This is a genomic window from Euzebyales bacterium (genome assembly GCA_036374135.1).
Lineage (GTDB): Bacteria > Actinomycetota > Nitriliruptoria > Euzebyales > JAHELV01 > JAHELV01.
The window spans coordinates 58,975-78,061 of the sequence record DASUUK010000112.1 but is presented as its reverse complement, the minus strand read 5'-3'; the positions used below and the strand labels follow the sequence as shown (position 1 = coordinate 78,061).

The 19,087-nt window shown below is 70.9% G+C and carries 20 protein-coding genes; 8 read left to right on the top strand and 12 right to left on the bottom strand.

Annotation, left to right across the window (positions count from 1 at the left end; all coding sequences use genetic code 11):
- Nucleotides 1-21: 21 nt before the first annotated feature.
- Nucleotides 22-459 carry an ArsI/CadI family heavy metal resistance metalloenzyme gene (locus tag VFZ70_17890; protein HEX6257687.1) on the bottom strand — a complete coding sequence of 146 codons (438 nt, stop codon included), beginning with the start codon at nt 457-459 and terminating at the stop codon, nt 22-24.
- Nucleotides 460-531: 72 nt separating this feature from the next.
- On the opposite strand from VFZ70_17890, the gene VFZ70_17885 reads away from it, so the two are divergent.
- From VFZ70_17885 to VFZ70_17860, 6 genes are all read left to right on the top strand, one after another.
- Nucleotides 532-855 carry a metalloregulator ArsR/SmtB family transcription factor gene (locus tag VFZ70_17885; protein ID HEX6257686.1) on the top strand — a complete coding sequence of 108 codons (324 nt, stop codon included), beginning with the start codon at nt 532-534 and terminating at the stop codon, nt 853-855.
- An 84-nt stretch (nt 856-939) separates the two neighbouring features.
- Complete coding sequence (locus VFZ70_17880) at nt 940-1,698, top strand: HipA family kinase (GenBank protein HEX6257685.1); 759 nt, start codon at nt 940-942, stop codon at nt 1,696-1,698.
- Nucleotides 1,695-2,075 (top strand): DUF3037 domain-containing protein, encoded by a 381-nt coding sequence (locus tag VFZ70_17875; protein HEX6257684.1) that lies wholly within the window; start codon nt 1,695-1,697, stop codon nt 2,073-2,075. The genes VFZ70_17880 and VFZ70_17875 overlap by 4 nt, the downstream gene beginning before the upstream one ends.
- A 180-nt stretch (nt 2,076-2,255) precedes the next feature.
- The gene (locus VFZ70_17870) at nt 2,256-3,701 is read left to right on the top strand and encodes a copper resistance CopC family protein (GenBank protein HEX6257683.1); all 1,446 of its coding nucleotides are present in this window, start codon (nt 2,256-2,258) and stop codon (nt 3,699-3,701) included.
- Nucleotides 3,702-3,784: 83 nt separating this feature from the next.
- Entirely contained in the window at nt 3,785-4,456 is a 672-nt protein-coding gene (locus VFZ70_17865) for a methyltransferase (protein HEX6257682.1), read from the top strand.
- Entirely contained in the window at nt 4,453-5,544 is a 1,092-nt protein-coding gene (locus VFZ70_17860) for an alcohol dehydrogenase family protein (protein ID HEX6257681.1), read from the top strand. The genes VFZ70_17865 and VFZ70_17860 overlap by 4 nt, the downstream gene beginning before the upstream one ends.
- Nucleotides 5,545-5,569: 25 nt before the next feature.
- Here the strand turns inward: VFZ70_17860 and VFZ70_17855 are convergent, their stop codons facing one another.
- A complete protein-coding gene (locus VFZ70_17855) occupies nt 5,570-7,225 on the bottom strand; it encodes a heme peroxidase family protein (GenBank protein HEX6257680.1) in 1,656 nt (551 codons plus the stop codon).
- Nucleotides 7,226-7,402: 177 nt separating this feature from the next.
- Between VFZ70_17855 and VFZ70_17850 the strand changes: the two genes are divergently transcribed.
- On the top strand, nt 7,403-7,591 hold the full coding sequence (locus VFZ70_17850; GenBank protein ID HEX6257679.1) for a hypothetical protein: 189 nt from the start codon (nt 7,403-7,405) through the stop codon (nt 7,589-7,591).
- 48 nt (nt 7,592-7,639) lie between these two features.
- Here the strand turns inward: VFZ70_17850 and VFZ70_17845 are convergent, their stop codons facing one another.
- From VFZ70_17845 to VFZ70_17810, 8 genes are all read right to left on the bottom strand, one after another.
- A complete protein-coding gene (locus tag VFZ70_17845) occupies nt 7,640-8,521 on the bottom strand; it encodes a cytochrome c oxidase assembly protein (protein ID HEX6257678.1) in 882 nt (293 codons plus the stop codon).
- The gene (locus VFZ70_17840; protein ID HEX6257677.1) at nt 8,518-8,895 is read right to left on the bottom strand and encodes a hypothetical protein; all 378 of its coding nucleotides are present in this window, start codon (nt 8,893-8,895) and stop codon (nt 8,518-8,520) included. The genes VFZ70_17845 and VFZ70_17840 overlap by 4 nt, the downstream gene beginning before the upstream one ends.
- Complete coding sequence (locus tag VFZ70_17835) at nt 8,892-9,503, bottom strand: cytochrome c oxidase subunit 3 (GenBank protein HEX6257676.1); 612 nt, start codon at nt 9,501-9,503, stop codon at nt 8,892-8,894. The genes VFZ70_17840 and VFZ70_17835 overlap by 4 nt, the downstream gene beginning before the upstream one ends.
- A gap of 73 nt (nt 9,504-9,576) precedes the next feature.
- Complete coding sequence (locus VFZ70_17830) at nt 9,577-11,502, bottom strand: cbb3-type cytochrome c oxidase subunit I (protein HEX6257675.1); 1,926 nt, start codon at nt 11,500-11,502, stop codon at nt 9,577-9,579.
- A gap of 3 nt (nt 11,503-11,505) precedes the next feature.
- Nucleotides 11,506-12,459 carry a cytochrome c oxidase subunit II gene (gene coxB, locus VFZ70_17825; GenBank protein ID HEX6257674.1) on the bottom strand — a complete coding sequence of 318 codons (954 nt, stop codon included), beginning with the start codon at nt 12,457-12,459 and terminating at the stop codon, nt 11,506-11,508.
- A 149-nt stretch (nt 12,460-12,608) separates the two neighbouring features.
- Entirely contained in the window at nt 12,609-14,435 is a 1,827-nt protein-coding gene (locus VFZ70_17820; GenBank protein HEX6257673.1) for a glycoside hydrolase family 15 protein, read from the bottom strand.
- A gap of 2 nt (nt 14,436-14,437) precedes the next feature.
- Entirely contained in the window at nt 14,438-14,968 is a 531-nt protein-coding gene (locus tag VFZ70_17815) for a BsuPI-related putative proteinase inhibitor (protein ID HEX6257672.1), read from the bottom strand.
- A gap of 7 nt (nt 14,969-14,975) precedes the next feature.
- Nucleotides 14,976-15,971 carry an SDR family oxidoreductase gene (locus tag VFZ70_17810; GenBank protein ID HEX6257671.1) on the bottom strand — a complete coding sequence of 332 codons (996 nt, stop codon included), beginning with the start codon at nt 15,969-15,971 and terminating at the stop codon, nt 14,976-14,978.
- A 291-nt stretch (nt 15,972-16,262) separates the two neighbouring features.
- Between VFZ70_17810 and VFZ70_17805 the strand changes: the two genes are divergently transcribed.
- The gene (locus VFZ70_17805; GenBank protein ID HEX6257670.1) at nt 16,263-16,670 is read left to right on the top strand and encodes a c-type cytochrome; all 408 of its coding nucleotides are present in this window, start codon (nt 16,263-16,265) and stop codon (nt 16,668-16,670) included.
- A gap of 25 nt (nt 16,671-16,695) precedes the next feature.
- Here the strand turns inward: VFZ70_17805 and VFZ70_17800 are convergent, their stop codons facing one another.
- Together VFZ70_17800 and VFZ70_17795 are read right to left on the bottom strand one after the other, a co-directional pair.
- A complete protein-coding gene (locus VFZ70_17800; GenBank protein ID HEX6257669.1) occupies nt 16,696-18,240 on the bottom strand; it encodes a cytochrome bc complex cytochrome b subunit in 1,545 nt (514 codons plus the stop codon).
- Nucleotides 18,237-19,076, bottom strand: a complete 840-nt coding sequence (locus VFZ70_17795; protein HEX6257668.1) for a ubiquinol-cytochrome c reductase iron-sulfur subunit — start codon at nt 19,074-19,076, stop codon at nt 18,237-18,239. Before VFZ70_17795 ends, VFZ70_17800 begins: the two co-directional genes overlap by 4 nt.
- Between the last annotated feature and the right edge of the window lie 11 nt (nt 19,077-19,087).

Genomic DNA, 19,087 nt, shown 5'->3' with positions numbered 1-19,087 from the left:
CAGGGATGTCGCCGCCTGCGATCAGCAGCACGTGCACGACCCCGACGCGCAGCCCTCGGCCACTGACGCGTCCGCGTTGACGACCACGTTGGTGAACTGGTCGCTGTCGCCCTTGCGGACGTACCACTCCCAGCGCGTGCCGTCCGGGCCGTTCAGCCACGTCTCGGTCTTCTGGGCGTAGCAGCACTCGGTGTCGTCGACGCCGGTCGTCGTGAGGCCGGCGCCCGACAGCCGCTGTTCGGCGTCGACGACCTCGGCCGGGGTCTCGGTCTCGACGCCCAGGTGGTTGATGGATCCGGCGGGGCCGGCGTCGGAGAACAGCACGAGCTTGAGCGGCGGCTCGTCGATCGCAAAGTTGGCGTAGCCGGGGCGGCGGGTCGGCGTGGTGTCGAACATCCTGCTGTAGAAGTCGACGGCACCGTCGAGGTCCTCGACGTTCAGCGCGAGCTGGAGTCGCATGGTGTGGTACCTTTCAGATCGATGACTGTCGAAATGATAGCGCGCCGTATCGACAGGTGTCAATATGAAGGCATGGACATCGTGTCCGCCACCTGCTGCCCGCCGCTGACCGCTGCGATGGATCGCGATCGCGCCGCCGAGCTGGCGGACACCCTCAAGGCGCTCGCCGACCCCACGCGTCTGCAGCTGCTGTCGATCATCGCCACGGCCGCGGACGGCGAGGTGTGCGCGTGTGACTTCCCGGAGTTGCTCGGCCGGTCGCAGTCGACCACGAGTCACCACCTGTCCCAGCTGGTGGCCGCGGGCATCCTCGATCGCGAGCGGCGTGGCAAGTGGGCGTGGTTCCGGTTGCGCCGCGACCGGCTCGCCGAGGTGGCGGCGGCGCTGCAGGCCTAGCGCCACCGGGCCACCACGTCGTGGCGACACGGCTCCCGAGCGGGCGGCGGCCGGTCGCGTAGCGCGGATGTATAGGCTGCACGGGTGCTCGAGTCGACCGTCGCCCTGCGCTACGTCACACCGCTGCGTGAGGGCGGATCACTGCCCGGCATCGTGGAGGCCGAGGACCGGGGCACGTACGTGGTCAAGTTCCGGGGCGCCGGACAGGGCCCGAAGGTGCTCGTCGCGGAGGTGATCGTCGGCGAGTTGGCGCGCCGCCTCGGCATCGCCGTACCGGAGCTCAAGACCATCGCGTTCGACGACGCGATCGGTCGGCGGGAGGCCGACCCCGAGGTGCGCGACCTGTTGGTCGCCAGCGCCGGCCTGAACCTCGCGATCGATTTCCTGCCGGGCGCCCTGGGCTATGACGGCGTGTCGTTCGCCCCCGGCCGCGCGGTCGCCGCGCGCATCCTCTGGCTCGACGCCTTCGTCGCGAACGTCGATCGCAGCTGGCGCAACACGAATCTGCTGGTCTGGCACGGTCGCGTGTGGGCGATCGACCACGGCGCCGCCCTGTACTTCCACCATGCGTGGACGACGCCCGAACGCTTCGCCGCGCAGCCCTACGACACGGCCGACCACGTCCTCGCGATCTACGCCGGGGGGATCGCCGAGGCCGACGCGGACCTCGCGACCCGTGTGACCACCGACGTGCTCGAGGAGGTCGTCGGCCTTGTGCCCGACGTCTGGCTGGCCACGGACGGGGCGCAAGGGAGCGTTGCGGAGACGCGTCGCGCCTACGTCGATTTCCTCGCGGCGCGTCTGCGCGGCCGCGACGCGTGGCTGCCGGAGCCGCCCGCATGACGCGCGCGCCGTTTGAGTACGTGGTCCTGCGCGCCGTCCCGCGGGTCGACCGCGGCGAGTGCATCAACGTCGGCGTCATGGTGTACAGCCAGCACAGGGGCTTTCTCGCCGCACGCTGGCACGTCGACCCGGACCGGCTGCGCATGCTCGCCCCGGACGTCGACGTGGCGGCCGTCGAGGCTGCGCTGGAGGCCATCGACGCCACCTGCCTGGGCGAGGGGCCTGCCGCGGCGCTGGCGATCGGGCCCCGCTTCCGCTGGTTGGCGGCACCGCGGTCGACCGTGGTGCAGCCCGGCGTCATCCATGCCGGCCTGACCGAGGATCCCGGGGCCGAGCTGTCCCGGCTGTTCGAGCGGCTCGTCACCGTGCAGGGGTGAGCGGCTCGTCACCGTGCAGGGGTGAGCGGGTCGCCCGTCGGGTGCCCGACGGTGGCCGGACGGGCAAGCCGTCAGCGTGCCTCCGCCGCTAGGGTCGACCGGACGTTACTGCGAGCGGTCGCATCGGTGTGCGGCGGTCCGATCGCTCGGCACGCCATCACGTCGACCGGAGGATGTCGCGTGAGCCGTCTCGCAGGTCTGGTCGTGGCCATCTGTGCCGCGCTGCTGGTGCTGGCGACCCCGGCATGGGCCCACACCGGCCTCGAATCGAGCGATCCCGCGGAGGGTGAGACCGCCGACGGGCCGCTCGACACCGTGACCCTGACCTTCAACCGGCCGATCGAGTTGGCCGGCGACGGCGTCGAGATCCTCGACGCCACGGGGGCGGTCGTCGCGTCCGACGTCGACGTCGAGGCCGAGGTGATCACCGTCCGCCCAGCCGAGCCCCTCGATGGCGGGCGGTACGGCGTCCGGTGGGCCGTGCACTCCGGTGACGGTCACCCCGTTCGCGACACCTTCGGGTTCGAGGTCCCGGCAGCGGCACCGGCGCAACGTGCGCCCGCCGCGGTGCAGGACGCCGGGCCCGCGGCCGCGCAGACCAACGGGGACGCGCGCGCACCCGCGCTCGATCGCGCGCTGGAGGCGGATCCGACCGCCGGGATCGGCGGGATCGACCGGGCCGTGCGGGCGGTCCTGTACTGCACGGCGCTCGCGGCGGTCGGCCTGCTCGTGTTCCTCGTCGCCGTCTGGGAGGGACCTCGTAGCGAGGCCCGGCGCCTCACACGGTTGACGGGCAGGGTGGCGGCGTTGACGGCCGCCCTTGTCGTCGCGCAGGTGGTCGTGCGCGCCGCCCGGGCCGCGGGCGGATGGTCCGTGGCTGTCGACGCGATGGCGACGACGTTGCAGGGCAGCTGGGCGCTGGGTGAGGGCCTGCGCATGGCGGGCGCGGCCATGCTGGCTGTCGGTCTGGGCGGGCTGCGCCGTGCGCTGTGTGCATCCGCGCCGCCGATCGCCGGTGCGGCGGTCGACGTGCTGAGGCCTCCGCGCGCGATCGTGGCCCACCCCCGTCCGCTGTCGGCCGGCGGACGGATCGCAGCAGCGCCCGCCGCCGTCGCCGGGGCGCTGCTGATCATCGCGTCGTTCACGCTCGTGGGCCACGCGGCCACGGCACAGCCGCGGGCGATCGCGGTCGGGGCCGTCGTCGCGCACGTCTCGGCGGCCGCCGCGTGGGGTGGCGGACTGCTGGGCCTCGTCATCACCCTGTGGGCACGCCATGGCTCGGGCCGGCCGGCGCGCGCGGGTCTGATCAGCGCGCGGTTCTCAGTCGCGGCCGCCGTCGGGGTCGGGTTCGCCGCGGCGGCGGGTGTGGCGCTGGCGACTGTGCGGCTGGACGCGGTGTCGGCACTGTGGACGACCGGCTACGGCCGCGCGCTGCTCGCCAAGGTCGCGGTGGTCGCAGTCGTCGGTGTCATGGGCGCCTACAACCACTTCGTCGTGGTGCCGGCTCTGCGCAACGACCCCGAGCACCGGCTCGTCGGTCACCTGCGCTGGCTGGGGCTGATCGAGCTGGCCCTGCTGGTGATGGTCGCCGGCCTGACGTCGGCGCTGGTGGGTCTCGCGGGCTGATCCGGCGCCAGGTGGCGACATCCGCGACCCGCGTCCCGGCGTGGGTAGCATCGACCCGCGTGGGCGGTGGTCCGTACGAACCGATGATGTCCCACGCGCGCAGCGAGCGCCTGCGCGCGTGGCACGACGATGCGTCGGCGCAGCTGCACCGGCTCGGCCGGCACGAGACGACGTACCTCGGACTCGACCTGGTCGTGCCCGAGCACGTGTTCCCTCCCGCACCGATGTCGGAACTGCTCGGCCGCTGCGTGCTCGATGAGGTGCGCGCGGGCGACAGGGTGCTCGACATGGGGACCGGTTGCGGTGTCAACGCGTTGCTGGCGGCGCGGCACGCGCATGACGTCACCGGTGTGGACATCAACCCCCATGCGGTCGCCGCGGCCGCCGCGAACGCGCGGCGCAACGACGTGGCGGACCGCGCCACCTTCGTCGAGGGTGACCTGTTCGACCCCCCCGACGGGGCGTTCGACCTCGTGATCTTCGACCCGCCGTTCCGGTGGTTCCGCCCCACGGATCTGCTCGAGGTCGCGATCACCGACGAGGGCTACGCGACCTTGCGGCGCTTCATGACCGGCATCGAGCGGTGGCTCACGCCGGACGTTCGCGTGCTGCTGTTCTTCGGATCGAGTGGTGACCTGTCGTACCTGCACCAGCTGATGGACGAGTCACCCCTGTCAGCGACGACACTCATCTCGCGCGACCTGCACAAGGACGGTCTCGACGTGACCTACCACACGTTCCGGCTCACGCGATGAGCGCTGCACCGCGGACGATGCGGGCCGTCGTGCTCACAGGTCACGGCGGCCTGGACAAGCTCGAGTACCGCGATGACGTCCCCGTACCGGTGCCGGCGGCCGACGAGGTGCGCATCGCCGTCTCGGCCTGCGGCATCAACAACACCGACGTCAACACCCGCACCGGCTGGTACTCGCGGAGCGTCACCGCGGGCACCGGGGAAGCGGTCACGGCGTCCGACGTCGATGGCTCGTGGGGTGGAGCGCTGATGTTCCCACGCATCCAGGGTGCCGATCCGGTCGGCCGGATCGACGCCGTCGGCGCCGACGTGCCCGCGGAGCGGATCGGCGAGCGTGTGCTGGTCGACGGGTGGCTGCGCGATCCCGACGGCGTGCTCGAACGCGCCCGCTACCTGGGGTCGGAGGTCGACGGCGGGTTCGCGCAGTACGTCACGGTGCCGTCCGGCAACGCACACCGGGTCGACAGCGACTGGTCCGACGTCGAGCTGGCCAGCATCCCGTGCTCGTACGCGACGGCCGAGCACATGCTGCACCGCGCCGGTGTCGTGCGTGACCAGTGGGTGCTGGTCACGGGCGCGTCCGGAGGCGTCGGCGGAGCCCTCGTCCAGCTCGCGCGGCGCCGTGGCGCGAAGGTCGTCGCGGTCACCAGCGAGGGCAAGCAGGAGGCCGTGCGCGGGCTCGGTGCCGAGGTCGTGCTCGCCCGCACGCGTGGCGACCTGGCGGAGGCCGTCGTCGCCGCCACCGGTGGGGTCGACGTGTTCGCCGACGTCGTCGGCGGGGACGGCTTCGCGTCGTTGCTGCCGACCATCCGCCGGGGTGGCCACTACACGACGGCGGGCGCCGTCGCCGGACCGGTCGTCCCGCTGGACCTGCGGATCCTGTACCTGCACGACCTGACGTTCCACGGCGCCACCGTGCTCCCGCCCGAGGTGTTCGCCGCGCTGGTCGGCTATGTGGAGCGCGGGGAGATCCGGCCTGTCGTCGCGCGCACGTTCGACCTGGCCGATCTCGCCACGGCGCAGGAGGTGTTCATGTCGCGGGCGCACGTGGGCGCGATCGTCGTCGAGATCGATCCGCCGGTGAGCTGACGCCTCGATCGCGTCGACGCGTCCGCTACTCCAATGGCGCCAGCAGCGACTTGCGTCCGCGGAACGCGAACAGCAGCAGGTCGACCATGCGGAACGTCTGGTCGTCGGGCCCGAGCGTGGGGCGGAACGCCGTGTCGCGGACGATGGACGACGCGCTGCCCTCCAGGGCCCGGTGGAAGGTCTCGGCGACGATGCGGGCGCCCACGCCGGCCAGACCACCGCCGCGGCGAACCTCCGACTCGCGCAGCACGTAGAACCACAGCGGCGTGTCACGCAGCAGCGCCTGCTGCTGCGCCTTCGGGATGCGATCGAGTTCGGCGCCGCCCCGTCCGTCGCGCAGCTGTTGTCGGGTCAGCGTCCTGACGTCGACGCCACGCGACCGGCAGAACGCCGCCATCTGCTGTCCCGTGGCCAGGCGCACCATCCGTGCGCGCATCAGGTTGCGGAACGCCAGGTTGCGCGTGCGATCGTGGCGTGGCGCGTTGGGCCCGCCGAACGACCGCGGCGGCAGGTTGCGCAGCGGGTTGGCGAGGCGTGTGTCGATGCGCTGGGCACGGTTGAACCTGCGCTTGGGCACCACGAGGTCGTCCCGGCCGGCCTCCCCGAAGTCGTACAGCCGGCGGAAGTCGGCGATCCAGCTGCTGAGCAGGCGTGACTCGCCGGCCAGGTTCCCACTCGTCCCGGAGAACTCGAACAGCAGGTCCAGCGTGCCGCTGCCGCCGTCGAAGATCCGGTTCCAGTTGTACGCGCCACGGATCATCGAATGGCCGAGGCGGTACGCGGCGACCGAGAACTCCACCGGCATCGTCGGGACGTCGGTCGGTGCGGCGTCGACCTCGAACAGCTTGCGCCCGTTCCTGAACACGTCGTTGACGGTCGACCCGGCGCAGATCCGAGGCAGGAAGTCGGTGCGGATCATCCACTGGTAGTGCTTGGTCACGAGGTCGCGTGCGACGGTGAAGCGCTGCGCCGCCGGCATCGAGTCGGGCAGCGTGTCGACGACGCGGTTGTGGAAGCGGATCATGGCCAGGTGGGTCTGGGCGACCGCCAGGTTCTCGTCGTTCCGCGGGTCGGGGATCAGCGCCCGCCTCCGCGCACGCGGACCCCCGTCACCGCCCCGACGCGGAAGGTCGAACCCGTTCATCGCCTTGAGATCGCCGTCGCCGACGGTCCGCCCCACCTTCAGGTGCAGTCCGTCGTCCTCGTAGAACTTCGCCGAAACGGGGTCCTGTGGCCCCGCGCCGTACAACGAGTCGAGATCGAGGCTGGGGGAGCGGGCCTGGAGGAGCGTGGCCGGCGACACGTTCTGACCGAAGGTGACGTCAGTCACGTCCATCGTGAGGTCGTGGTCGATGAACTGCCCGAGGTAGGTGAAGCCGGAGGGGATGCCCGCGAACCCTCTGCCGGTCGCGGTCATCGCCACGGCCAGCTTGGCCAGGTTCGACTCGCTCAGCTGATGGCCGGTGCCCTTGGGTCCCATCCGGGAGAAGCGGAACGGCGCCGAATCCGACGCCGCGCGCGCCGCTGCGACGTCGGCGATCGTGACCTCCTCGGGCGCGTCCTCGGTGGCGTCCGCGTCCTCTGACAGTGTCTCCGCGAGTGGGCTGTCGCCTGTGATGCTGGGATCCTCGTACAGGCCTTCGCCGAGGATGTGGTACCGCTCCGTGCCGTGTCGCTCCATGACGGCTCCTGACGACGGCCCGCACGCCGTGCACATCAAGTAGTGACCTGTGGCCCTTTGCGCGTCAAGAGCGGATGCGGTGAGTCCGGCGCGTCGTGCCATCGCGCGCGGCGCAATCGCCGCGGGTCTGGCATCGTCGAAGGGGCAGGATGGTCCACCCAGGCGACAGGAGCAGCGATGAGCCAGGAACGGACCCGCTTCCCGATCACGCCCCAGGACCGGCACCGCACGGCCCTGTCATCCGATGACGTCCGGGCTGTGCCGGAGGAGAAGCTGCCACGCAAGGAGCGCCGGCCGCAGGACAAGCCGCTCCCGCCTGGCGCGACGGCTGACGATCACGGCGACAGGGACGACGACGAGGACTGAATCGGCGGACAGGTCACAACCCGACCGTCGGGGCGCGTGCCGCAGGGATCAGCCCGCGGCCGCCCCGGGCACACGCCCGTGGCGCTCCAGGCGGTGTGCGCTCTGTTCGTCGGCGCTCAGCCACCGCAGTACGGCGGCGGCGCCGGCGGCGATGTGGATGCCGCCGCCGAGCACCCACATGATCGCGCCCGCCGCCTGTTGATCGGTCAGCGCCGTCACCCCCCAGCCGGCGGCCGGGTCGTGGGCGTACCAGGGGACCGGTGAGAACACCAGCAGTGCCGACAGGATGCCGGTGGCGATCATCGAGATGAACAGCAGCAGCACGCCGACCCCCGGCGCCGTGCGCCGGGGGTGCACCACCGGCGCCCACAGCGCCAGCGCCGCGGCGAGCATGGTGGCGTGTTCGACGCCGTGGAGGACATCGCTGGCCAACGCGGCGTCGTACAGCGCGGGGACGTGCCATGCGACGAACACGCCGAGGAACAGCGTCAGTCCCACGGCGGGCAGCGCGGGGTGTCGCAGCAGCCGGCGCACCCGTCCGTGCCAGCGGGCGGTCGTCCGGCGCAGCCGCGGTGGCAGGCCCCACGCCAGCACCTGGAGCGGCGCGGCGATGACGAACAGCGGTGCCGCCACCAGGGTGACGAGGACGTGCTGGGTCATGTGGGCGCTGAACAGCGCCTCGGCCGCGGGATCGAGCGGTGACACCAGCGCGATGAACACCGCTGTCATCGCGAGCACGTAGGCGGCGACCTGCGACCGCGAGACCACCTCGCCGCGGCCGGCTGACCGCCAGAGCGCGCGTGCGCCGACGGCGTACGACCAGCACGACACGATGACGGCCGCCAGGACGAGTGGATCCCAGGCCCACGTCGACAGCACGTCGTGGCGTCCCGTCAGCTCGCCGCCGTGCGCCAGGACCGCCATCATCATGGCAGGGGTACCGACCGGCAGACGTCGATGAACAGGATCGGCGAGGTTTCCAGCACGATGCCGGCGATCGCCAGGGCATTGAACAGCAGGCCGAGCCAGGCGAGCCACCGTGCGCCTTCGGCGTCGGGTGCACCGTCGAAGCGGTGGTAGCGCCACGCGTACCACGCCGCCGCTGCGGCGATCGCGGTGGTCACGAGCGTCGCGAGCCACACGGGCCAGGTGCCCCCGATGAGGCACGCGTACTCGACCAGCGATGCGTTGACGATCAGGCGCAGCAGCCAGGCCGCGGCGCCGCCGAACACGGCGAAGGTCAGCAGCAGGTAGTTGACGCCCGGTTGCTCCCGGCGGTCGGTGGAGGTGCCGGTGGCCGTCATGGGGCGGTCACGTGCGGCAGCAGGTACAGGGTGGGGAACACGAAGACCCAGACCACGTCGACGAAGTGCCAGTACATGCCGACGATCTTCAGGCCCTCGTGCCGCTCGGGCGTGTACCGGCCGCGGCGCAGCGCGACCAGGGCGAAGGCCAGCATCACCAGACCGATCAGCAGGTGGGCGCCGTGGAAGTTGACGACGACGTAGAACAACGAGCCGTAGACGTTGGTCGCCCAGGTGAACTCCTCGGGCATGCGCAGCATCTCCTCGACGTGACCGACGAGGAACACGGCGCCCAGCATGATCGTGCCCGCCAGGAACGTGGTGGCCAGGCCCGTCCGGCCGCGGCGGATCGCGCGATCAGTCACGCTCATGGTGAGGCTGCTGGCGAACAGCAGGGCCGTGCGCACCGACACGACCAGCAACTCGGGCGGCTCGATGTCGCCCAGGGGCCATTCGGGTGCTCTGCTGAACAGGTAGAAGTACACGAACAGCAGCATCGCGAACAACGTGCCCTCGGTGAGGATGGTCATCACCATCCCCCACCACGCGGTGGTCCGCCCCGTGCCCGTGGGGACGTCGACGTGCGCCCGGATCGCCCCGGCACTCATGACGTGTGCCTACCGCTGTCGCTGCTTGAGGCACGTGACGTGTGCCTACCGCTGTCGCTGCTTGAGGCACGCATCAGTGCTCGCCTCCGGTGAGGTGGCCGTGGTGCCAGCCGATCAGCGTGGCGGCCACGGCGACGAGCCCGAGTGTCAGTGTGATTGGGTTCTGGATGAGGAAGCCGAAGAAGCACAGGAATGTGGCGGCGGCCGTCCAGAACGGCCAGTAGGACGGGCCGGGCATCGCCAGCACACCGCCCAGACGTGCGTCGAGCCCCACTGTCTCCAGCGTCTCGTGGTGTTCGTCGGCCAGCACGACGCCACCGGGTTGCGGAGCGATGCCGACAGGGTCGTCGACGACGTCGCCGTCGAGGGTCCACAGTGGGTAGCGGTCGTGAACCTCGGGGATCTGGGCGAAGTTGTAGGGCGCCACCGGTGACGTCGTCGCCCACTCCAGCGTTCCCGCGCCCCACGGGTTCGAGCCCGCCGGTGCGCGCCGACGCCACGACACGAAGAAGTTGCCCATGGCGATCAGCACGCCTGCGGCGAACATGTACCCGCCGACGGTCGATGCGAGGTTGGCGACGTCCCAGCCGAGCCCGGCCGGGTAGGTGTAGACCCGTCGTGGCATGCCGACCAGGCCCAGCCAGTGCTGTGGGAAGAACAGCACGTGCAGGCCGATCGTCGTGACCCAGAAGCTGGTCTTGCCGAGCCGCTCGTCGAGCATCCAGCCCGTGACCTTCGGCAGCCAGTAGTGGAACGCGGCGAACATCGGCAGCACGTTGCCGGCGACCAGCACGTAGTGCAGGTGGGCGACGACGAAGTACGTGTCGTGTGCCTGCCAGTCGAACGGCATGATCGCGACCATCACGCCGCTGATGCCTCCGATGACGAAGCTGACCAACGCGCCGACCGCCCACAGCATGGCCGCGGTCCAGCGGATGCGTCGCGCTGTCCACAGCGTCGCGGTGAACACGAAGAACGCGACCGCGGTGGGGAACGACACGCCCAGCGACGCGACCGAGAAGAAGCTGGCGGTCACGTCGGGCAGTCCGGTGGCGAACATGTGGTGCACCCACACGCCGAAGCTGATGAACCCGGTGGCCACGGTGGCCGCGACCGCCCAGTTGTAGCCGGCGATCGGGCGTCCGGTGAACGTCGGGATGATCATGTACAGCCACCCGATCGGTGGCAGGAAGACGACGTAGACGATCGGGTGGCCCCAGAACCAGAACAGGTGCTGCCACAGCAGCGGGTCGCCGCCCAGGGCCGCATCGAAGAAGTGGGTGCCGACGATCCGGTCGAACGCCATCAGCAGTGGCGCAAGGGTGATCGCGGGGAACGACAGCAGGATCATGAACGACGTCGTCAGTGTCGACCACACGACCAGCGGCAGCCGGCTCATGGTCATGCCGGGCGCGCGCATCTTGAACACCGTGACGATGAAGTTGATCGCCCCGACGGTGCTCGAGATGCCCACGAACACCACTCCGAGCGCCCAGAAGTCCATCGCCAGACCCGCGGAGTAGTCCGTGGTCAGCGGCACGTAGGCGAACCATCCGCCATCCGGGATTGCGCCGACGAAGAAGCTGGCGTACAGGAAGATGCCGGCGAACAGGAACACCCAGTAGCTCAGGGCGTTCATGCGTGGATAGGCCATGTCGCGGGCGCCGATGGCCAGCGGGATGATGTAGTTGCCCCACGCGGCGATGATCGTGCCGAGGAACAGGAAGAACATCGTCGTGCCGTGCATGGTCAGCATGCGGTTGTACAGGTCCGGGTTCAGCACGGCGGCATCGGGCGTCGCCAGTTGCGTGCGCATCAGCAGCGCCTCGACGCCGCCGAGCAGGAAGAACACGAACGACGTCACCAGGTAGCGGTGACCGACGCGCTTGTGGTCGACGGTGGAGAAGAAGCCCGGCGTGCCGTACGGATCGGACCACGTCTCGGTCAGGCGCTGTCTGACCTGCTGTGGCGAGTCGGCCGTCGGGTCGAGGATCGACATGCGCTACTCCAGGCTCTGCAGGTAGTCGAGCAGTGCGGACAGGTCCTCGGCGTCGATCTCCATCGGGGGCATCGCGTTGCCTGGCTTGAGCGTCTGCGCGTTGACGATCCACCCGGCGAGGTGCCCGCGGTCGTTGGGCGCGGCACCGGCCCCGAGCCAGCGCCGCGACGCGAAGTGGGTCAGTGGCGGGCCGATCTCACCGTCGGCGGATGTCCCGCGGATGGCGTGACAGCCGGCGCAGCTGGCGTTCATGAACGCCTCGTAGCCGCGTTGCTGCGCCGCGGTCGACGGCTCGGTGGCGGGCCGGGCCATCCGCTCGTGCCACGCCTCGTACTCGGCGGGCGGCACCGCAACCACCTCGAACCGCATGTTGGCGTGCTGGATGCCGCAGAACTCGGTGCACTCGCCGAGGTAGCGGCCGGGCTCCGTCGCGTGCAGCGTCAGGGTGTTCGTGCGTCCTGGGATCATGTCGCGCTTGCCCGACAGCTGCGGCACCCAGAAGCTGTGGATCACGTCCTCGGTGTGCAGCCGGACCTCGACGTCGGTGCCCGTGGGGATGTACAGCTCGTTGGCGGTCACCAACTGCGGGTCACGGTAGGCGAACTCCCACCAGAACTGGTAGCCGGTCGCCTCGACGACCACGTCATCGCCCTGCGGCAGCGCGTTGATGCCCCACAGGTCGAGGGCGAACAGCGTGGCGAACGCCAGGCAGGGCAGCACGATGCCGCCGCCGATGATGAAGCGCCGGTGCAACCGACGCTCGGCGTCGGGATCGGCGTCGGCGGGCTGCCGGCGACGCATGGCCACGATGAACAACACCAGCCACCCGACGAAGATCGCCGTGCCGAGCCAGAACATGTACCACCAGAGGTTGGCGGCGATCTGCGCGTCGGGACCGCGCGGCGCGAGCGTGCCGGTGAAGCTGCAGCCACCGAGCGCCGACGCGGCGGCCAGCATGGTGGCCACGCGTGCAGCGCTGCGACGGTGTCGCGTCACCATGTGTTGGACTGACTCACAGTCATGCGTTCGCCCCGGTACCCGAGGAGTGCCGGCCATACGCACGCTGTCGCCAAGAAGGATGGCGCGGCAGGACGAGCGGTCGGCGCTCATGCGGCCCCGCGTGCGCGCTCGAGCACCAACGCGGCGTTGATCAGCGCCAGGTGTGACAGCCCCTGCGGGTAGTTGCCCAGCAACGTGCCGTCCGTCGGGTCGATCTCCTCCGACAGCAGCCCGACGTCGCTGCCGACGGAGACCAGCGCGTCCATCAACTCGACCGCCTCGTCGGTGCGGTCCGCGAGCGCGAGCGCCTCGACGAGCCAGAAGGAGCACGCGAGGAACGCGCCCTCCTTGGTGCGTGCGCCGCCGTAGCGGTACACGAACGGGCCACTGCCCAGCTCGGCTCGCACCGCGTCGATCGTACCCCGCACGCGGACGGTGGAGCTGGGATAACCCATCCGTGCCGACAACAGGACGCTCGCGTCCAGCTCATCGGTGTCGGCGTGGAAGGTGTAGCTGTTGCGTCGTCTGGACCAGCAGCGGTCCTCGACGAACGCGCGGATCCGTTCGCGCTCGGCCCGCCACACACCGGCGCGGGCGGGCGGCACGTGGTGCTCCCCGGCGAGCGTGACGGCCCGGTCCAGTGCCAGCCAGCAGGCCATCTTCGAGTTGGTGTAGGCGCGCTGCGCTCCCCGCAGCTCCCAGATGCCGGAGTCGTGGCAGGTCCACAAGGCCGTCACCAGATCGGCCACGTCGGCCACACGCCGAGCTGTCCGACCGTCGAGCAGGTGGCCGTCGCGCACGTAGCGCCAGGTCGTGTCGAGCAGATCACCGAAGGTGCCGAGCTGCAACTGCCCGGCGGCGCCGTTGCCGACCAGGACGGGCCGGGAGTCGCGGTAGCCGCGCAGGTCCAGCGTGCGGTCGGGCAGGCGCGGGCTGCCGTCCAGCCGGAACATCGGCTGCAACCGAGGGTGGGTGTGGTTCGTGGCCCGCTGCAATGCGGTGAACGAGGCGTGGGCCTGCGCCTGGAAGCCGAGGCCTATGAACGCGTCGAGGATGAACGAGGCGTCGCGCACCCACTGGTAGCGGTAGTCGAAGTTGGCAGTGCCGCCGAGGCGCTCCGGCAGGCCCATGGTCACCGCGGCCGCGATCGCGCCCGAGCTCTGGGCGATCAGCAGTTGCAGCGCCAGACCGCTGCGCACGACGGCGTCGCGGTACGGCCCGTCGTACCGCATAGCGCTCGCGCGCTGCCGCCAGAACTCGGCGGTCCGTCCGATCCGCGTGACCACCTGATCGAGGTGGGGGAACACGAGCGGTTCGTCGACGACTCCCACGAGGCACAGCAGGCGGGACGCACCAGCGTCGATCGGCAGTGTCGCGCTCACGCGGTCGCCGTCGATCTGCAGATCGTCGCCGTCGGTCAGCACTGCCACCGTGCCCGCGCTGTCACTCGCGACCGCGCGGCCGCGCTCCGCGCGCCAACGTGCCGGCCGCCGTGCGTAGTCGAACGTCGGGCGCACGCGGACGTCGAGCGTCACGCGCCCGGCGACGCCCTCGATCCGCCGGGCCAGCTCGACCCACGGCAGCAGTCGGCCCTCCTGCAGCGTCAGCGCGTCGGTGACGCGCACGACGCCGTCCGCGGTGGTGAAGGTCGTCTCCAGCACGTTGGTGTCGGGGAGGTAGCGCTGGCCGGTCGTGAACCGACCGCGCGGAGCGAGCTCGAACGCCCCTCCACACGCGGGGTCGAGCAGCGCCGCGAAGATCGACGGCCCGGAAAGCTCCGGCAGGCACATCCAGTCGATCGCACCGTCGGCCGCGACGAGCGCCGCGGTCCGTCCGTCACCGATGACGCCGTAGGCGCCGATCGGTGCGAACCCGGCGGCATCCCTGCGACCTTGATCGCGGTGCGCGGCGCTCGCGGGTGTCGGCCCGCCCACCGTCAACCCTCCGACGGCGATGTCGGGCGTTCCGACGGCGGCCGCGACGCCTGTGGACCCTCGGACGCCGGCCCAGAGGGCGTGGCTTCGTCGCCGGTCACCGACAGCGATGCCCGCACGGTCTGCAGCTTGGGCAGGCCGGTCACGGAGGCCAGCACCTCGTACTGCCCGGGCCCGACCGGTAGCGGCGCCTCGTCCAGCTCGAAGAGCACCGTCTGGCCGGGGGCCAGCGGGACGCGCTCGGTCTGCTGGGCGAACGCCCGGCGCTCGGCCCAGCGATAGACATCGACCTCGTTCGTCGCGAACAGGACGTCGCCGCGCTGGGTCGTGTCGAACTCGAGCAGCGCGCGCTCGTCGCTGACGTTGGTGACCAGCAGCTCGAACGTCGCGGGCGCGCCGCTGACGAGCGGGTCGGGGTCGACGCGCAGTTCCAGGCGCAGGCGGTCGGTCGACGTCTCGGCCAGCGGTGGCGATGCGTCACCGCACGCGGCGACGGCGAGCGCGATCAGCGCGACCGCGACGAGGCGGCTCACCCGACGTTCACCGCCGCATGGCGAGGGCGCCGGCCGTCAGCGCGGCCACCGTGCCGGCGACGGCGCCGACGACTCCCCGGTGCTTCGTCAGCCACAGCTGCGGACTCTTCGCGTGGGCGCTGTCATCGAACGGACCGTGGGCGCCCCGGTCACCCGACTCGGGCTCGAACAGGTTGTCGTGCCCATCAGGATCCAGCGGCTGGTCGGTCTGCTGGCCACTGTAGGCGGTGCGCGCCAGATACCGGTCAACGAGCCAGGGTGCGACCTTCTCTCCCAGGATCGTGTAGACCGTCGGCAACCCGACGTACACCTGCCGGCGCCGGTGGTGGGCCGCCCAGTGGATCGCGTCGGCTGCGACCTCGGGCTGATAGATCGGCGGCACCGGCATGGTTTGATGCTTGAGCTTGGTGCGGCCCCATGTGAACTGGGGCGTGTTCAGCCCCGGCAGCTGGACCATCGTCACGTGCACGTTGCTGCCGCGATGACGCAGCTCGGTCAACACCGACTCGGTCACCCCTTTGATGGCGTGCTTGGCACCGCAGTAGGGCGACTGCAGTGGGATGCTGCGGTAGGCCATGGCTGAGCCGACCTGAACGATCGTGCCGCGGTCGCGTGGGAGCATGCGCCGCAGCGCGGCCTGCGTACCCCACACCGTCCCGAGGTAGGTGACGTCGGTCGCCCGCCGGAACTCGTCGGGCTCGATGTCGCAGAACTCGGCGTAGATGGTGACCATCGCGTCGTTGATCCAGATGTCGATCGGACCGAGGCCCTCCTCGACCGCACTGGCCGCCGCGTCGACGCGGTCGGCGTCGGCGACGTCGGTCGGCAGGGCCAACACGGTCGCACCCATGCCTTCGAGCTCCGTTCGGGCGGCCTCGAGCCGTCCGCTGTCGCGGGCCAGCAGCGCGATGCGCGCGCCGTCCTGTGCGAACCGCCGTGCCGTCGCGCGGCCGACGCCCGCGGTTCCTCCGGTGATCACGACCGTCGTCGTGTTGTCGGCCATGTGCATGCCCTCCATAGTTCGAAAGTCCTGCGTTCCCGGCCGTCGTCTGCACACACGTGGTACGGGCAGCGCGCCGCGGCTCACCGGTTGGTGACCAATTCCCCGAACAGCTCGGGATCGATGTGCTCGGAGCGGCCGATGTGACCGAGTCATCTTCGAGTTCGTTTACATCGTCGTCTCTCACGATCCGGCCGGTACGTTCGTTCACCACGGTTCCCGACAGATCGCCCGGGATGCATATGGCGCGGGGCCGTCGGAGAAGTAGGACCCAACCGCGGTCGGGAGGGCCCAGTGGGCGGACGTAGCCGACAGGACGCAACGCGTCGGACGGGACGCGGGATCGCAGGCTGGGCACTGCTGGTGGTCATCGTGGCCGCGTGCACGGCGCCGGCGACCCGCAGTCAGCAGGTCGGCGCCGGCGAGCCGGAGATCGGTCGGCGGCTGATCAGCGACTACGGGTGCGTCAGCTGCCACGTCGTGCCGGGCGTCGCGGCTGAGGAACCGGCCTATGTGGGCCCACCGCTCGAGCACTGGGGACAGCGCTCCTACATCGCCGGCGCCTTGACGAACAACCAGCAGAACCTGGTGCGCTGGATCGTCGACCCACAGGCGGTCGAGCCGGGCACGGCCATGCCTGACCTGGATGTCTCCGAACAGGACGCCACGAACATCGCCGCGTATCTGCTGTCGCAGGAGTGATCGTCCGCGCCGTCCGATCCCCTGGTCAGCTCGAGTGCCTGCGTAGCGCCCGGCGCACCAGGGATCCGAGGGCGACCACTGCGCCGACGGTGGCGACGGCACCCACGATCGCCGTCGGACGGCCCACATCGTGCCCACCCGGACTGTCGCGCCGCGGCGCCGTGCGCACAGTGGCAGCTGCCGCGCCGGACGCAGCGGGCGCGATGTTCGCCGGCATGGGCTCGGGCGAGCGCGTGGGCGGTGCGGTCCGGTCGAGGGGTGCGGCGCGGGACAGGTCGCGTGCCGCCTTCCACACCGCCAGTCCGACCAGCGCCGGCAGGACGAAGAACGCGACCCGCTCGATGTTGCGCACGGGCACGATGGACCAGTCGAAGGTGGTGACGAACACGTCGTCGCTGCCGGCCACGAGCAGCACCACGAAGCCGGCGATCGCCGCGGCGCCCAGTGCTGTCCGCACGGGCCGGTCGCGCGGCCGGTCCAGCAGGTGGTGCTCACCGCGGTCACCCGTGACGCGGGCCTCCAGGAACGGCCACAGGTAGAGGACGGCGAAGACCACCCCGGGGTACAGCACCGCGGGGAAGAACTGGTTGGCCACGGTCCACGGCCCCAGCTCGAGGCTGACGCCGGGCATCAGCCGCAGCGCGCCCTGCAGCCACAGGAAGTACCAGTCGGCCTGGGACCCGCTCGACACCGCGAACACGTCGTAGGGGCCGTAGAGCCACACGGGGTTGATCTGCAGGAAGCCGCCCATGAGGTGCAGCACGGCCGCGACGAGGAAGAACAGCCCGACCGACAAGGTGGCGTAGGACGGCCACAGGCGCAGGCCAACGACGTTGTCCTCGCGTCTGCCGCCGCCGGGGAACTGCGTGTGGTGGGGGCGCGCCACGAGGAACAGGTGCACGCCGATCAGTGCGGCGATGAGCGCCGGCATGAGGAAGATGTGCACGGCGAACAACCGGGACAGGAACCCCTCGCCCGGATACTCGCCGCCCCAGACCCAGTACGCGAGCCACGTGCCGACGACGGGGATCGACTCGGCGATCGAGTAGCCGATGCGCACGCCGGTGCCGCTGAGCAGGTCGTCGAGCAGCGAGTAGCCGGCGAAGCCCTCGGCGATCGCGACGATCATCAGGGTGACGCCCGTGATCCAGTTCAGCTCGCGGGGGCGACGGAACGCGCCGGTGAAGAACACCCGGCACAGGTGGATGAAGATCGCGCCGAGGAAGACGAGGGCGGCCCAGTGGTGGGTCTGGCGGAACAGCAGGCCGGCCCGGACCGAGAACGACAGGTCGACCACCGACTCGTAGGCCTCGGTCATCGCGACGCCGCGCAACGGCTCGTAGGTGCCGGCGTAGATGACCTCGGCCTCGCTGGGCGTGTAGAAGAGCGCCAGGAAGATGCCCGTCCCCACCAGCACGACGAACGAGTACAGCGCGATCTCGCCGAACAGGAACGTGAAGTGCTTGGGGAACACGTAGTCCAGCGTCGAGCGGGTGAACTTGGCGGCGCCCACCCGTTGGTCGATCCACTGGGCGAGCCGGCCGAGCGGCGTCGTCGTGTGATCGGTCATACGCCGGCGTCACCAGCCTCGCCCAGTCGCCAGCGGTCCGGCCCGACTGGTCCCGAGAAGTCGCCGGCGGCCAGCAGGAGTCCGGCGTCGTCGACGGCGAGCGGCAGCTGCGGCAGTTCGCGCGGTGCCGGACCGAAGACCGGGATGGCGCCGCGTACGACGTCGAAGGTGGCCTGGTGGCAGGGGCACAGCAGCAGGTAGCCGACGTTCTGGTACAGCCCGACCGGGCAGCCTGCGTGGGTGCAGACCTTCGAGTAGGCGACGTAGCCCTCCGGCGTCCAGTTGGCGCGGCCCTCGGGGAGGTCGAGGTCCTCCAACGGGATGCGGATCAGGACGACCTGGTCGTCGGCCCGCGGGTCGCGCCCCTCGGGGAACACGGTCACCACGCCCCCGAAGTCAAGCGTGTCGGAGGCGATCCGGTTGCCGCGCTCGTCGACCAGGTAGACGCCCTCGCGCCAGCCCGTCTGCCGCAGGCCGGACGACGGTGCCGGCCCGAGCGACCGTGCGGGCCACACGGTCCCCAGTCCCAACGCGCCCAGCGCCGCGGCCAGCAGGCCGCCCAACAGCCCCCGACGGCGGATGGCCCGGCGGCCGGCCTGGAACGTCTCGGCGGTCTCGCGCCCCTCCTCCGCCGGCGGGACCAGGATCGGTCGCCCCTCCTCCGAGGACTCGTGCGGCATCAGGCGACGCGACCACCACGCCAGCCCGGCGCCCAGGCTGCCCAGGGCGGCGGCCAAGGTGAGCGACAGCCACTGTGTGCCCGCGTCGAGCTGGTAGGCGGCGATGAAGCCCGCGCTGGCCAGCATGCTGACGAGGAACGCCAGCGCGACTCGCACCGTGCCTCCTG

Coding starts and splice junctions, on each gene's coding strand:
- VFZ70_17865 (HEX6257682.1), top strand. CDS start 3,785: ATGATGTCCCACGCGCGCAGCGAGCGCCTGCGCGCGTGGCACGACGAT.
- VFZ70_17830 (HEX6257675.1), bottom strand. CDS start 11,502: ATGTCGATCCTCGACCCGACGGCCGACTCGCCACAGCAGGTCAGACAG.
- VFZ70_17850 (HEX6257679.1), top strand. CDS start 7,403: ATGAGCCAGGAACGGACCCGCTTCCCGATCACGCCCCAGGACCGGCAC.
- VFZ70_17875 (HEX6257684.1), top strand. CDS start 1,695: ATGACGCGCGCGCCGTTTGAGTACGTGGTCCTGCGCGCCGTCCCGCGG.
- VFZ70_17840 (HEX6257677.1), bottom strand. CDS start 8,895: ATGACGGCCACCGGCACCTCCACCGACCGCCGGGAGCAACCGGGCGTC.
- VFZ70_17810 (HEX6257671.1), bottom strand. CDS start 15,971: ATGGCCGACAACACGACGACGGTCGTGATCACCGGAGGAACCGCGGGC.
- coxB (HEX6257674.1), bottom strand. CDS start 12,459: ATGCTGGCCGCCGCGTCGGCGCTCGGTGGCTGCAGCTTCACCGGCACG.
- VFZ70_17860 (HEX6257681.1), top strand. CDS start 4,453: ATGAGCGCTGCACCGCGGACGATGCGGGCCGTCGTGCTCACAGGTCAC.
- VFZ70_17835 (HEX6257676.1), bottom strand. CDS start 9,503: ATGAGTGCCGGGGCGATCCGGGCGCACGTCGACGTCCCCACGGGCACG.
- VFZ70_17890 (HEX6257687.1), bottom strand. CDS start 459: ATGCGACTCCAGCTCGCGCTGAACGTCGAGGACCTCGACGGTGCCGTC.
- VFZ70_17885 (HEX6257686.1), top strand. CDS start 532: ATGGACATCGTGTCCGCCACCTGCTGCCCGCCGCTGACCGCTGCGATG.
- VFZ70_17855 (HEX6257680.1), bottom strand. CDS start 7,225: ATGGAGCGACACGGCACGGAGCGGTACCACATCCTCGGCGAAGGCCTG.
- VFZ70_17845 (HEX6257678.1), bottom strand. CDS start 8,521: ATGATGATGGCGGTCCTGGCGCACGGCGGCGAGCTGACGGGACGCCAC.
- VFZ70_17800 (HEX6257669.1), bottom strand. CDS start 18,240: ATGACCGATCACACGACGACGCCGCTCGGCCGGCTCGCCCAGTGGATC.